General features: G+C 35.1%; 13 protein-coding genes. 9 read left to right on the top strand and 4 right to left on the bottom strand.

Translation table 11 applies throughout. The features are described from left to right. Nucleotides 1–47 precede the first annotated feature (47 nt). The 4 genes from Q73A0000_RS03805 (at nt 48) to Q73A0000_RS03790 (ending at nt 3361) form a co-directional block, all read left to right on the top strand. Complete coding sequence (locus Q73A0000_RS03805) at nt 48–1196, top strand: acyl-CoA dehydrogenase (RefSeq protein WP_193812762.1); 1149 nt, start codon at nt 48–50, stop codon at nt 1194–1196. Nucleotides 1197–1211: 15 nt separating this feature from the next. Continuing rightward, the gene (locus Q73A0000_RS03800) at nt 1212–1574 is read left to right on the top strand and encodes a hypothetical protein (RefSeq protein WP_193812761.1); all 363 of its coding nucleotides are present in this window, start codon (nt 1212–1214) and stop codon (nt 1572–1574) included. Nucleotides 1575–1621: 47 nt separating this feature from the next. After that, on the top strand, nt 1622–1864 hold the full coding sequence (locus tag Q73A0000_RS03795; RefSeq protein WP_193812760.1) for a hypothetical protein: 243 nt from the start codon (nt 1622–1624) through the stop codon (nt 1862–1864). A gap of 426 nt (nt 1865–2290) precedes the next feature. Further along, the gene (locus Q73A0000_RS03790; RefSeq protein WP_193812759.1) at nt 2291–3361 is read left to right on the top strand and encodes a DUF2891 domain-containing protein; all 1071 of its coding nucleotides are present in this window, start codon (nt 2291–2293) and stop codon (nt 3359–3361) included. A 296-nt stretch (nt 3362–3657) separates the two neighbouring features. Here Q73A0000_RS03790 and Q73A0000_RS03785 read toward each other — a convergent pair whose 3' ends face one another. Both Q73A0000_RS03785 and Q73A0000_RS03780 read right to left on the bottom strand, forming a co-directional pair. Then, entirely contained in the window at nt 3658–4800 is a 1143-nt protein-coding gene (locus Q73A0000_RS03785) for a DUF4349 domain-containing protein (protein WP_193812758.1), read from the bottom strand. Between the two features lie 325 nt (nt 4801–5125). Then, entirely contained in the window at nt 5126–6721 is a 1596-nt protein-coding gene (locus tag Q73A0000_RS03780) for a peptide chain release factor 3 (RefSeq protein WP_193812757.1), read from the bottom strand. 158 nt (nt 6722–6879) lie between these two features. On the opposite strand from Q73A0000_RS03780, the gene Q73A0000_RS03775 reads away from it, so the two are divergent. From Q73A0000_RS03775 to pheS, 3 genes are all read left to right on the top strand, one after another. Further along, complete coding sequence (locus Q73A0000_RS03775) at nt 6880–7713, top strand: CPBP family intramembrane glutamic endopeptidase (protein ID WP_193812756.1); 834 nt, start codon at nt 6880–6882, stop codon at nt 7711–7713. A 91-nt stretch (nt 7714–7804) separates the two neighbouring features. Continuing rightward, nucleotides 7805–8380, top strand: coding sequence for an RdgB/HAM1 family non-canonical purine NTP pyrophosphatase (rdgB, locus tag Q73A0000_RS03770; RefSeq protein ID WP_193812755.1), 576 nt, complete (start codon nt 7805–7807; stop codon nt 8378–8380). Between the two features lie 322 nt (nt 8381–8702). After that, a complete protein-coding gene (gene pheS / locus Q73A0000_RS03765; RefSeq protein WP_193812754.1) occupies nt 8703–9713 on the top strand; it encodes a phenylalanine--tRNA ligase subunit alpha in 1011 nt (336 codons plus the stop codon). A gap of 106 nt (nt 9714–9819) precedes the next feature. Here pheS and Q73A0000_RS03760 read toward each other — a convergent pair whose 3' ends face one another. Together Q73A0000_RS03760 and Q73A0000_RS03755 are read right to left on the bottom strand one after the other, a co-directional pair. After that, nucleotides 9820–12246, bottom strand: coding sequence for a DUF5916 domain-containing protein (locus Q73A0000_RS03760; protein WP_193812753.1), 2427 nt, complete (start codon nt 12244–12246; stop codon nt 9820–9822). A 120-nt stretch (nt 12247–12366) separates the two neighbouring features. Next, nucleotides 12367–13134 carry a DUF3108 domain-containing protein gene (locus tag Q73A0000_RS03755; RefSeq protein ID WP_193812752.1) on the bottom strand — a complete coding sequence of 256 codons (768 nt, stop codon included), beginning with the start codon at nt 13132–13134 and terminating at the stop codon, nt 12367–12369. A 141-nt stretch (nt 13135–13275) separates the two neighbouring features. On the opposite strand from Q73A0000_RS03755, the gene Q73A0000_RS03750 reads away from it, so the two are divergent. Beyond that, nucleotides 13276–14328 (top strand): NAD(P)/FAD-dependent oxidoreductase, encoded by a 1053-nt coding sequence (locus Q73A0000_RS03750; protein ID WP_193812751.1) that lies wholly within the window; start codon nt 13276–13278, stop codon nt 14326–14328. A gap of 93 nt (nt 14329–14421) precedes the next feature. Next, a complete protein-coding gene (locus Q73A0000_RS03745) occupies nt 14422–14754 on the top strand; it encodes a 2Fe-2S iron-sulfur cluster-binding protein (RefSeq protein WP_193812750.1) in 333 nt (110 codons plus the stop codon). The last annotated feature ends 59 nt before the right edge of the window (nt 14755–14813 follow it).

Raw genomic sequence — 14813 nt, 5'->3', positions numbered from 1 at the left:
CTTTTTAGAAAAATTGTATTTTTACAACCAAACAATTTTTAAACTTTATGAATTTTAATTTATCTGAAGAACAGTTAATGATTCAGCAAGCTGCAAGAGATTTTGCACAAACTGAACTTTTACCAGGAGTAATAGAAAGGGACAACGCTCAGAAGTTTCCTCACGAACAGGTAAAGAAAATGGGAGAACTGGGACTACTTGGTATGATGGTAGATCCTAAATATGGCGGTGCAGGAATGGATAGCGTTTCTTATGTACTTGCTATGGAAGAAATTGCAAAAGTAGATGCCTCTGCGGCGGTAGTAATGTCTGTAAACAATTCATTGGTTTGCGCTGGTCTTGAAAAATTTTGCAACGAAGAGCAAAAAATGAAATATCTAAAACCACTTGCAAGTGGGGAAGTAATCGGTGCATTTGCTTTATCAGAGCCGGAAGCGGGTTCAGATGCTACTTCGCAACAAACAACGGCAGTTGATAAAGGTGATCATTATATCTTAAACGGAACTAAAAACTGGATTACCAACGGTGGTACTGCAACTTACTATATTGTTATTGCACAAACCGATCCTGAAAAGAAACATAAAGGAATCAATGCTTTCATCGTTGAAAAAGGATGGAAAGGTTTCGAAATCGGTCCAAAAGAAGACAAGTTGGGAATTCGCGGAAGTGATACGCATTCTTTGCTTTTCACAGATGTAGTTGTTCCGAAAGAAAACAGAATTGGTGAGGACGGTTTTGGATTTAACTTCGCAATGGCAGTTTTAAACGGTGGTAGAATCGGTATTGCTTCTCAAGCTTTAGGAATCGCTTCTGGTGCTTACGAATTGGCTTTAAAATATGCTAAAACACGTAAAGCCTTCAAAACAGAAATTATCAATCACCAGGCAATTGCATTTAAATTAGCAGATATGGCAACGTCGATTATGGCAGCCAGAATGTTATGTTTCAAAGCAGCTGTAGAAAAAGACGAAGGAAAAGATATTTCTGAAATCGGAGCAATGGCAAAATTGTATTCTTCGCAAGTTGCTATGGATACTACAATTGAAGCAGTTCAAATCCATGGAGGTTACGGTTATGTAAAAGAATATCACGTTGAAAGAATGATGCGTGATGCGAAAATCACTCAAATTTATGAGGGAACTTCTGAGATTCAAAAAATCGTAATTTCAAGAAGTATCGCCAAGAACAGTAATTAGTAAAAAGTAAACGCTATGAAAAAAATCTGGATCGTTGTTGTGGCCGTTCTTCTCGTTTTGGGAGGTTTTATGTGGTATAAATATTTTTTCGTTTTTGCGGAAGGCGTCAAATCAGGCTATCTTAATTACGCTACGAAAAAAGGATACCTATTTAAAACTTACGAAGGGAAACTTATTCAGGAAGGTTTTGGTCGCGGAAAAACTGGCGGTCTTACCAGTTATGAATTTGAGTTCTCTGTAGAAAACGAAGCTGTCTTTAAACAGTTAGAAGAAAACAGCGGAAAGCAATTCGATTTGCATTACAAAGAGTACAACGGTGCAATTCCATGGCGTGGAAATACCAAATATGTGGTTGATAAAGTAGTCAACATGAAATAAAGAGAAAATCCTTTCAGCATTCTGAAAGGATTTCTTATTTTTAGAAAATGAAAGAATATATCTTAAAGAAGGAAAGAGTTTTCCATTTTTTATTGCTCGCTTTAATTGCAGGATCGATGTTTATTACTGATCCAATTCAAAAAATGTTTGTTTTAGTTTTTGGGATTTTGGGTTTGCTGGTTTTGTCCGCACTCAAAAAACAAAAGATTTTGGTCATCGTTTATTTTGTTCTAATGATCGCCGCCGGAGTTTTCTATTATCTAATGACGAACGGCAAACTGAATTTCTAATAATACTTTTTTGGGCAAACATTTCCGCCTGAATTTATCCTGAGCTTGTCGAAGGGTTCCCGCTTTTATTATTGATGGCTTAGTTTCGACAGGCTCAACTGCCACGAGAGGCTCAGACAAAAATAAAAAAGAGCTCCGTTCAAGTCGGGCTGCAAATTGGACAAATAAATAACTGATGTTTTTAATTTTAGAAATTACTTTTCTTCAATAATTTATATTCCGCAAAACCTTGTCAGTGTTCAGAACCCTGACAAGATTAAATGATCATCTTTTTGCGACCTTCGCAAAGTGAAACAGAAGATTCGACGAAGTCAAAATCCTTTGCGCCCTAAAAGCATTTCACAAACATTCGAATTGTAAAAATTCTCTTTGCGTCTTTGCGTTAAAAGTAGTTCCACAATTCTATTACCTCTAATTAAATTAAAAATGAATAAATTTTTTCCAATTGCAATCTTATTCAGTTTCGCTGTAAACGCTCAGGACTTGCCAAAATTCACGGACGATATCGCAACGAAACTGGCCGAGAAACCAATGAAATGCATCAATCAGGAATATCCCAATAAAACGGCTCATATCATTAATAATGAAAAGGAAGCGACTTTAACTCCCACCGAATTACATCCAAGTTTCTACGGTTGTTTCGACTGGCATTCGTCTGTTCACGGACATTGGATGTTGGTTCGCTTATTAAAGTCAAAACCACATTTGGCTAATAAAAAAGAAATCCTTGAAATTTTGAACGCTTCTTTTCAGCCCGAAAAAATAAAAGAAGAATCGGCCTACTTTACAAAATATGCGGTTTCAATGAATTTTGAAAGAACGTATGGTTGGGCGTGGTTGCTGAAATTAGATGAAGAACTCATGACCTGGGATGATCCTCAAGCGAAGGTTTGGCATCAAAATTTAAACCCTTTAACCGATGAAATCCTGCGACTTTGGAAAATTTATTTACCCAAACAAACCTATCCAAACAGAACTGGAGTTCATCCGAATTCTGCCTTTGCCATGGCTTTTGCAATTGATTGGGCCAGAACAGCAAATGATAAAGTATTCGAAAATCAGCTGGTGGAAAAAGCAAAATACTTCTATTTAAAAGATCATAAAACGCCGGCTTATCTGGAACCGGACGGAAGTGATTTCTTTTCGCCAAGTCTTGAAATTGCTGATTTGATGCGAAGAATTCTGCCTCAAAAAGAATTCGTAAAATGGTTCAATCAATTTTACGATAAAAAAAGTATTGCTAATATTTCGGAAATCCCAATCATCAGTGATATTAATGATTTTCAAACCGTTCATTTGGTCGGACTTTCCTTTACCAGAGCCTGGACGATGAAGGGGATTTCTAAATCATTACCTGACAATCATCCGCTTAAAAAACAGTTTGCGACAACCTCCGATAAATTTTTAGCCAACGCTTTACCTTTGCTTTTCCAGGGTAATTACGGTGGAGATCACTGGTTAGCGAGTTTCGCAGTTTATGCTTTGAGTGAGGAATAATTGTAAACACTAATTGCACAAATAGGTGCACGAATTACATAAATAAAGGACGAAGAAATGGTTTGATTTCTTCGTCCTTTCTGTTTTAAATGCAGTTTATTATTAGTGACATTTGTGAAAATCATTAGTGACATTTGTGTTTAAAAAAAAACACAGTTATTTCTATAATTACATCAGTAGATATTATCTTTAGCCAATTGAAATTGATTTAGCGAGGTAATTTCATGGACTTTAAAACGATTAGTAAATCACTTTTATTGTCATAATTCTTTTGTGACTTTTGTGGTTTTTAATTATTATTTCGGCAAATATTTCGAATAATCTGGCTCGTCAGAATCTTCGTTATTTTTCTTTTCTGCGATATCAGATGGAGTAGTGGTTTCTGTTTTTTGAACAGAAACAGAACTTTGATTTTCTAATAATTTCAACTCCTTATTCTTTTTATTTCGTCTCACAAAATAGAAGATTAAACCCGCAATTAAAAAGATGGGCCAGAAGGGGAGAATCGCAACCATCATATCTCCAAGAACTTTAAAGCCACTCATAAATGCTGACGAAGATTTTGAACCAAATGAATCAGAGTATTTATCACTGCTGTCTGTAACGATTTGATTTGAAGTAGTTAACTCTTTCTGAACTAAAGTGATTTCTACATCGCACATTTGGCTTGAAATATAATCGATTCCTTGACTTTCAGTTGATTTTGATTTAACTTCACCCAATCCATTTGATACCGTAGAAACCAAATTGTCGAAATTATACAACGGAACTTTTGCCGTAATATATTCCCTTTCAAATCCTTCCTGTTTACTGAAATTTTCCGAAACCAAATCAGCACTACTTTCGCGAATTTTCTGTTTCAAAATCGATTTTGCCTGAGAAATGTCATCTACCTGAATTTCTAAAATCGCCGTTTTAACCAAAGGGTTTTTTTCCACAATTGGTGGAACGACAACCGTATTATTTTGATTCGTTGTTGGATTTTGACTTTCAGTTTTCGCTGAAGTATTCGTTTTTTGGGCTTGCGTTCTTTTCAGAATTTTATCTGCCGTTTTGCTTAAAACGGAAAGTGCATTCTCACCGTTTTGAAGTGCTTTATTGGCCGAATCTAAAGTTTTCGCAACGTCTGTTCCAACCTTTACATTCTTCGTAATTTCTGCAATATCTTTATGAAGAGAATCGATTTTCCAACTTCCGGATTTCAAAGTGCTGTCGATTCTTTTAGTCTGTTTTTCAATTGTTGGAATAAGGACCTTTCTTGCAATTCCATCAGAATCATTAATTCTTTTTGAAATGGAATCTATGGTTTTTAAACCGTCATTGGCCTTCATAAAAAGACTGTCGGCTCTTTTGATAGAACTTGTTGCGTCGGAAAACTCCTGCTTACTACAAGAACTTAAAAGACCCAAAAGTAGCAAGGTGGCAAATATTTTTTTCATGATGATTTTTAAATTTTAATCGGTGCAAGGTAATCAAATAGCATTCCCTTAAAAATAGAAAAAGACTCTTAAAATCATTAAGAGTCTCTCTATCTGTGTTTTGCAAATTAATTTACAAAGACTTTACAAATTATTCCTGTTTGAAATTTTATTAAAACCACAAAAGTCACATAAGAATTAGTTTTATCTTGAAAATATTTAGAACACAAAGTTGAAAATCTTTGATTTTCGGAGAACTTATGTGACCTTTCCCAAGTTCATTTTTAGGTAAAACTTTTGTGCCTTTTGTGGTTAAAATATTTTGATACTAAATTTATAAAAGATCTTAGTCTTGTTTGAATTCACTGATGAAGTGCAATTTCACGTTCGGGAATTTCTCCTGAGTCATGTGAATCGTAAAAGAAGAATCGGCCAAAAATACCGGACGTCCATATTTATCCTTACACATAAATCGTTGTTTCAATCTGGCAAATTCTTTGAATTCTTCAGATTTTTCATCAGCTTCAATCCAGCAAGCTTTGTGAATGGAAAGTGGTTCATACGTACATTTAGCACCGTATTCATGCTCCAAACGGTATTGAATAACCTCGTATTGAAGCGCTCCAACTGTTCCGATAATTTTTCTATTGTTCATGTCCAACGTAAACAATTGCGCCACACCTTCGTCCATTAACTGGTCGATTCCTTTCGCTAACTGTTTCGCTTTTAATGGATCATCATTATTAATATATCTGAAATGCTCTGGTGAGAAGTTCGGAATTCCTTTGAAACTCATTTTTTCACCACCGGTCAAAGTATCACCAATTCTGAAATTTCCAGTATCGTGAAGTCCTACAATATCTCCGGGGAAACTTTCGTCAACGACTTCTTTTTTATCGGCGAAGAAAGCATTTGGCGAAGAGAATTTCATTTTCTTATTTTCTCTAACTAAGAGATAATTTTCATTTCTTTTAAAAGTTCCTGATACGATTTTCACGAAAGCTAATCTATCGCGGTGTTTCGGATCCATATTGGCGTGGATTTTAAAGATAAATCCAGTGAAATCTTTTTCTTCTGGTTTTACCAATCTGGTATCGCTTTCTTTCGGCTGTGGATTGGGTGCGATTTCAATAAACGCATCCAGCAATTCGCGAACACCAAAATTATTTAAAGCTGAACCAAAGAAAACAGGTTGTAAATCACCGTTCATATAATCTTCACGATTAAATTCTGGATAAACTTCCTGAATCAATTCTAATTCTTCTCTTAAAGTTGCTGCGGCTTTTTCACCGATCGCCTCATCAATTTTTGAATCATTAATGTCATCAAACTTAACTGCGCTTCCAACTCTTTGTTTTTTCTCTTCTAAAAACAATTGAATATTATGTTCCCAAATATTATAAATCCCTTGGAAATCACTTCCCATACCAATTGGTAACGAAAGTGGAACAACAGTTAATCCCAATTTCTGCTCAACTTCATCCAACAAATCGAAAGCGTCTTTTCCTTCACGGTCCAATTTATTAATGAAAACGATCATCGGAATATTTCGCATTCTACAAACCTGAACCAATTTTTCAGTCTGTTCCTCAACTCCCTTTGCAACATCAACTACCACGATTACAGAATCAACTGCCGTTAAAGTTCGGTACGTATCTTCCGCGAAATCTTTGTGACCTGGCGTATCTAAAATATTGATTTTGTGACCTTTATATTCAAATGCCAAAACAGAAGTTGCTACAGAAATCCCTCTCTGTCTTTCAATTTCCATGAAATCGGAAGTGGCGCCTTTCTTAATTTTATTCGATTTTACCGCACCAGCTTCCTGAATCGCACCTCCAAAAAGCAAGAGCTTTTCCGTAAGCGTGGTTTTTCCGGCATCCGGGTGGGCAATAATTCCGAAGGTTTTTCTTTTCCCTATTTCTTTAAGTAGATCTGACATAATTATATTTGAGTTTGCAAAAATCGTTTTTTTTTATCGAAAATGAAAATGGAAGCGATTCCTTCTTTTTTAAAGAGTTGGAATTTTCGTAGAGAAATAAACTCGTGGGCTTCGTCGGTTTTTATTTAAAGATTTATCTTTGCCCAAATTAAAAATTCATGGAAGATAAACCGGTTTGGAAAAAATTCGTTTTTGACGGTAAAGGAGCGCTCGCTTTGGTTGGTGGATTTTTCGCCGGAAGTGCTTTGATTGCCGTTTTAAACGTCTTCTCAGTTTTCGTTTTTAAGATCAACCTCCAATACCAGGATTATTATTTATTATTGGCCAATGCAGCTGGATTTTTATCAGCCATTTTCGCGTTCGATTATTTCGTCTGTCGACCAACAACTGGGCAAAAATTGAATTTCAATTTCTCGAAGACCAATTTGATGACCTATCTTTTGATCTTTCCGATGATGCTCGGAATGATGTTTATTGCTGAATTCATCACTTCACAAATTCCGATTACCGGACCATTCTTTGGAGGATACTATCAATATTTTTCAAGATTAATGGATCAAATGACCAATGATAAAGCCACTTTAATTGTGCTCGCTGTCGTGATGGCGCCCTTATTTGAGGAAATTGTTTTCCGTGGAATTATTATGAAAGGACTTCTTAACAAAGGATTGAAACCCAAAACTGCGATAATTATTTCTGCCGTAGTTTTCGGATTGGTTCATGGAAATCCCTGGCAATTTGTAGGTGCAGTTTTATTGGGAAGCGTTCTTGGTTTGGTTTATTACAAAACAAAATCACTGCTTTTACCGATTCTTTTGCACGCATTTAATAATTTATGTTCCTCTATTTTAATTTTTTATAATAAAACAGAAAGTTTCGCCGAAACCTTTAAAATGTCGGAATGGCTAATTCTGGCCATTGGAATCGTACTTTTCACCACATTTTATCTTCTGTTTACCAAAAAATACAGAGTTCATTACAACGAAAATTAATACCCTTTGTCAAAGTTTAAATCTTTGACAAAGTTTAAATAACAGCATTTTTTAATATTACTCATTACTCATTACTCATTACCCATTATCAATGAAAAAGGAAATCCTCATCGCCACTCACAACGCTCACAAGAAAGAAGAAATTCAACAAATATTAGGAGAAAACTTCACCGTGACTTCTCTCACTGATTATGATATTCACGATGAAATTGTAGAAGACGGAAATAGTTTTCACGCCAACGCTTTAATCAAAGCACAATATTGTTTCGATACCACGGGAAAACCAAGTTTAGGAGACGATTCTGGCTTAGTTGTAGAAGCGCTGGACGGAAGACCTGGAATTTATTCTGCGCGTTATGCAGGTGATCACGATTTTGCCAAAAACATGGCGAAAGTTTTAGAAGAATTAGAAGGCGTAGAAAACCGCAAAGCTTATTTCGTAACCGTAATGTGTTTGGTTGATGAAACGGGAACGAACTATTTTGAAGGTAGAGTTTACGGTAATTTAACGAAAGAAGTTCGTGGTGAAAAAGGGTTTGGTTACGACCCGATTTTTATTCCGGAGAATTATGAGATTACTTTTGCAGAAATGAAAGCCGAAGATAAAAACAAAATCAGCCATCGTAAAAAAGCAATTGAGCAGTTTTTAGAATTTATGGAGAAGTAGATTCTTAAATAACAAACGCACAAAGTTTTTATACTAATTTAAAGTAAAACATTCTTTGCACTTGAACCATTAAGTTCTGATTAAGAAGTTAAGAGCATTAAGTTTTCCTTCGGGCTATTGCATTAAAAACTAATGTGATCTTGACTTTACTTTTAAAACTAATGTCACTTATGTGTTAAAAAAGTTTAGCAATTAAAAAAAAATTAAGGTTAGAATCAAAACACTTTTTTGTTCTTGATTCTCCAAAAATAAATTTAGTTATAATCTGGTAAGGCCTTTTAACCGAAAAATTGTATTTTTGCACTCACTTATAATAAAGAAAATGTTAGAAAAGATTGATGCCTTATTGGTTGAAGTAGAAAATTTCAGTTCAATAAATAAAGATGAAATTGAGCAGTTCCGCATAAAATTCAGCGGTAAAAAAGGTATTATCAATGATATTTTGGCGCAGTTCAAACAAGTTCCGAACGAACAGAAAAAAGAATTCGGACAAAAAATTAATACCTTAAAACAAGCGGTAGAAGCAAAGTTGGAAGGTTTAAAGAGCGCCACAACTTCCAGCATTCTTTTTGAAAAAGACGATTTAACCAAACCAGGTTTTCCTTCAGAATTAGGATCTCGTCATCCAATCAATTTAGTGAAAAACAGAATTATCGAAATCTTCAGATCGATCGGTTTTGCTGTGGCAGACGGACCGGAAATTGAAGACGACTGGCATAATTTCACCGCTTTAAATCTTCCGGAATACCATCCGGCGAGAGATATGCAGGATACTTTTTTCATCGAAACCAATCCAGATTTATTATTGAGAACGCATACTTCTTCGGTTCAAATCCGTTATATGGAAGAAAATGAACCGCCAATGAGAATTTTATCTCCGGGTCGGGTTTTCAGAAATGAAGCAATTTCTTCCCGTTCACACTGTATTTTCCACCAGATCGAAGGTTTGTATATTGATCAAAATGTAAGTTTTGCAGATTTAAAACAAACGATTCAGTTCTTTACAACAGAACTTTTCGGAAAATCAAAAATCAGATTAAGACCTTCCTATTTTCCATTTACCGAACCAAGTGCAGAAGTTGATGTTTATTGGGGTTTAAACTCTGAAACCGATTACAGAATTACCAAAGGAACAGGTTGGTTAGAAATCATGGGTTGTGGAATGGTAGATCCTGCCGTTTTAGCAAACGTGAATATTGATGCTGATAAATATTCTGGTTACGCGTTTGGAATGGGAATCGAAAGAATCGCAATGTTGATGTATCAGATGAGCGATATCAGAATGTTCTTTGAAAATGATAAAAGAATGTTGGAGCAATTCAAGACTCTTTAATTAAAGAGAAATTCAAGTTGATTCTCTTCGAATCGGCTTTAAATAAAATAAAAAAACTTCCGGAATGATCTGGAAGTTTTTTCGTTATAAAGTGCAGAGTTTAAAATTATTCTTTCTTTTTAAACCAATTTTTCGCCTGATTATAATTCAGATAATAGGTTAATTTCAAAGAGATATTATTGACCATCGGCTCATTAAATAAAGTGCTGAAATTATCCTTAAACTTCATTCTTGAAATTCCCAAATAATCTTGAACGGCATTTCTATACATCAAAGTAAGTTGGCTTCCGGGTGCAAACCACCACGAATAGCGCAAATCGACATTCCAGGAATTATAAGTTCCATTAAGATTCTTGTCGAAATTATTAGTAGAAGTTAAAGTTCCGTCTTGATTCAAAGTGAAGAAACTTTTATACGTTACATCTGAATAATAATGACGGAAAGCCAATGAAAGAGACATTTTATCATTAAAGGTATATTGTGAAGTGAAACTGTTTTCATAGGTATTTCGCTGTCTTTTTCCCATGTAGATCTCAGTGCCTTCTTTTCCTGCAAAGCCATTTTCATTGTTACTAAAAGACGGATTAAATCTCCAAACAGTATTGAATTTGTCGGAGAAACGATATCTTAAATACATTGAGGGACTTACAAGATTTCTCCCTTTTTCATTATAAGCGTAATAATCAAAATTCAAATTATACTGAAACTTTTTTCGACTGTCACTTTCAGTCCAAATCCAGGTATTTAAATAAGAAGGAGTTTTTAAAAATCGACCTTCTGTTCGAGGTTCGTAAATGTCATTTTCACCAAAAGGCGTAAATTCAAAACCGCCGCCGTAACTTCTAAAGTTCTTATTCGTAAACTGATTATTGTGATTAATCACCAAATTGGTAAATAGATAAGGCTCTAATCGGTGGTAATAATTGACATTAAAATTCAGATAAATATTATTAAATTTTTTCGTTGGTTCTAAAATCCGATATCCATAGTAACTGTTGTAATTGGCGAAATTGGTTGACGTAGAAAAGCCTAAATCATTGATGTCCCAATTTTTCGTAACAAAATTTCCATCAAATTTAAATTGATTCTTTCCGGAATTTTTAGCGAAACCGACTTGGCCTCGAGATCCGAATTTGGTGCCGTCATCCATCACCCAACTGCCTTTGATTGCCCCGAAATAATTATAAATGTTTTTCTTATCATTAATGTTCCACAGAAAAGCCGTAGAATTCGCATCCCGGAAATTACCGTCGCGAACGACATTTGTGTTGACTAAAGTTACCGAAGAATTCTCATGAAACCTTTGATCCAAAACCAAGACATTATAATTCGTCCAAGGCTCTACGACCTCCTTTCTGGTTTCACCGGTTTTTTCATTTTGAATTTGGGCTTCCATTTTTTCGGTAATTCCATTGAAAAATCCGATTCCTAAACCTTTATTGGTTCTTCCAGAAATTTTAAAAGCGTTGAATAATTTTACTTTAGCAGGATATTCGGTCACTTTTTCATCAACTGAAGTTTCAGGATATCGCGACGGATTACCACCAATTCTTCTGGAATAAAAAAGATTTCCTTTATTAAAAAGTTCGGTTCCTTCAGTAAAAAATGAACGTTGCTCATCAAACTGCTGTTCGAAAGGGCCTAAATTTAAAATAGAATTATCGAAATTGGTTTGTCCGAAATCTGGAATCAACGTCATGTCAAAAGTAAAGGCGTCATTAATTCCATATTTAATATCCATTCCGCCATTGAAATTGGTGGTTGTTTTACCGTCAAAATTATTCAAATACGTAGAAAAATATGGTGTTAGGGATAATCTTAAGGGAGGTTGAATATTCTGGATTCCATCTAAAATTCCGTCATACATTAAATAAGTTGCTTTTTTATTATCAACGAAATTCCAAGTTAAATTCTGATTGGTTTTCTGAATCAGTCTAACGAAATTAATTCCCCATTTCTGAATATCTTTCTTCGGAAAACGCAGTTCTGAATAAGGAATTTTCATTTCAACGGTCCAACCGTTTTCGTTAATCTTAACTGCTGAAAACCAAACGGCATTCCAGGAGAAATCATCGTTTGCAGTTGACATAATTTTCGCATCTGCCTGCACACCAGAAGCCTGAACGAAGAATAAAACCGCTTGTTGATGATCGTCATATCCATTAATGGTAATTCCGAAAACATCATCGTTACCGATATTATCACGCTCTGCCAATTGCTTTTGAATGTTTTCAGGATTTGGATCATACATCGTTGCACCGAAATAAACACCTGTGTCATCGTAAAGAACTTTAACGGTGGTTTTAAAATCCTGAGATTCCGGTTTTCCGTTGTTCGGATTTCTCTCAATGAAATGTTCTGCTACCGCTGCATTTTTCCAAACTTCTTCATCCAGGATTCCATCGATTTTTGGAGCACTGCTAATTTTGGTAATTGTAATTTTCTTTCTTGAAATGCTGTCTTTTGCAACAGTTTGTGAATTCGTCTTTATAAAAGAAAGTAAAAGTAGAAATGTCGTGAAAATGAGCTTCATGTAATAGTTTAGGAATAAGACAACGAAAACCTCAATATTGTTACATCACTTTCAAAAAAAATCAAAAAAAATAAACGAACAAGGTCCGTTTATTCTATTCTTAGTTATTGATCTAATAATTTACTTTGTAAAATTGAGTGGATATTTTACATTCGAATAGGAATCAATATCAGCTTTCAATGATCCCACCGCTAACTCTGCTTTTATAGCAAGCGGAACGTGATTTCTATCGTTGCTTACCCAAAGTGTAACGCCTTCTTTGTCTTTAAAAACTCTACCACTGATTACTTGAGGAACAATTTTCAAACTGTTGATCCAACCAAATTTCGTTTTGATGTTTTCTGTTCCAACTACTTTTAATTGAAAAGGAAACATTTCATCATCAATCCAAATGTTGACTTTTTTCACACTTCCGACTTTTAATTCGCTATCATCTAAACTTCTTAAATAATAGAAAGCAGACAACATGTCTTGAATGCCCGTAACGGAATTTAATGACTTCGTAATATTTTTTTCTTTATCAGTCAAAAGTAAAGTTTGATTACTGTGGTTAAAAACCGTTTCATAATGTTGGGTATAATTCCCTTCCTGTACATCTCTGACATAAAAACTTGGTAAACCTGTATTGTAATTAATGAAACTTTCATAATTATCTTCTACTTTAAAAAACGCTCGAACGGCTCCGGTGGTTCTTCCGTATCCTTTGACATAATAATGAGGTTGACCTTTGTAAGTCGTTTTCAAAGTTGTTAAACTCGCTGTTCCCGCATTCAAAAGTCCATAGTGAATTCGGTAACGCAAAACCTCACCAGATTGGATGTTCTGAAGTTTCTGCGCGTTTCCGAGAGTGATGAATAAAAGTCCAAATAGTACTAAAATCTTTTTCATGGGTTTGCTTTTGCAAATAATTTGCCACAAAGATAAAACATTGGTTTTATTCGATTTCATTATGACAAAAATCATAAAGAGGCTCAGCATAGTACTTTTAATTTTTGTAAATTTGTGGGATTATTTCCAAAATTTAGATTAATGGTTACTACAGATATATTGATTATAGGAGCCGGCCCGACCGGACTTTTTACTGTTTTTGAAGCAGGTTTATTAAAGTTAAAATGTCATCTTATTGATGCACTTCCGCAGCCGGGAGGTCAATTAACGGAGTTATATCCGAAGAAACCTATTTTTGATATTCCAGGATTTCCTTCTATTAATGCAGGAAATTTAGTTGATAATTTGATGGAGCAAACCAAACAATTTCAACCAGGATTTACTTTGGGAGAAACGGCCCAAACTTTAACCAAATTAGAAGACGGAACTTTTGAAGTTATTACCAATAAAGGTACTGTTCACCATGCCAAAGCAGTTGCAATTGCTGGAGGTTTGGGAACTTTTGAACCTAGAAAACCTGCTTTGGAAAACTTGGCAGATTACGAAGAAAAAGGAGTTGAGTATTTCATTAAAGAACCCGAACATTTCAGAAATAAAAAAGTAGTAATCGCCGGAGGTGGTGATTCTGCTTTAGACTGGAGTATTTTCTTGGCAGATATTGCAAGCGAAGTTACTTTAATTCACAGAAGAAATGAATTCCGTGGAGCATTGGATTCTGTTGAAAAAGTGCAGGCTTTAAAAAATCTAGGGAAAATCCATATGATGACTCCCGCAGAAGTTACTGGCTTAAAAGGTGATGGCAAGTTAACTGCGATTACAGTAGAAAAAGAAGGGGAAACCTTTGATATTGAAACTGATTATTTTATTCCTCTTTTTGGTTTAACACCGAAATTAGGGGATTTAGGAAATTGGGGACTGGAGATTGAGAAAAATGCAATTAAGGTAAATAATGCTTTGGATTACCAAACTAATATTCCGGGTGTTTATGCGATTGGTGATATCAATACGTATCCAGGTAAACTGAAACTGATTCTATGTGGTTTCCATGAAGCAACTTTGATGTGTCAAAGTGTTTACAATATGCTGAATCCAGGTAAAAAATTCGTGCTGAAATATACCACCGTAAGTGGTATTGATGGGTTCGACGGAAGCCGTAAAGAAGCAGAGAAAGCAGTCGTGATGAAAATTGACTAGTTTTCCAAGAAGTTAAAAAAACTAAATGAAGTCACGAAGTGGCGATTTAACAAAGAGTAGGGTAAAGCCCTATTTATAAGATACAAACAACAGATGCAAGATATTAATCTTAAAATTACCGATAGAAACGGCGATATTCATGAAGTGGTTGCCCCGACTGATATGTCGATGAATTTGATGGAAGTCATTCGTTCATACGAATTGGCAGAAGAAGGAACCATCGGAGTGTGCGGCGGTATGGCGATGTGCGCTTCTTGTCAGGTTTATGTGGTGGAAGGATCAGATAAATTAACCGAAATGGGAGCTGAAGAAGATGCCATGTTGAGCGAAGCATTTCATGTTCAGGACAACAGCCGTTTAGGTTGTCAGATTCACATCACCGCAGAAATTGACGGTTTAGAAGTTGCGATCGCACCTTATCCATAACAGAAATCGTTTTTAATAAAAGTTTAAAGGGAAGAAAATTTAGTTTTTCTTTCCTTTTT

The sequence above is a fragment of the Kaistella flava (ex Peng et al. 2021) genome, assembly GCF_015191005.1.
Taxonomy (GTDB): Bacteria; Bacteroidota; Bacteroidia; order Flavobacteriales; family Weeksellaceae; genus Kaistella; species Kaistella flava.
Note: the sequence above shows the minus strand (reverse complement) of the source record. Positions and strands in the feature narration are given on the sequence as shown.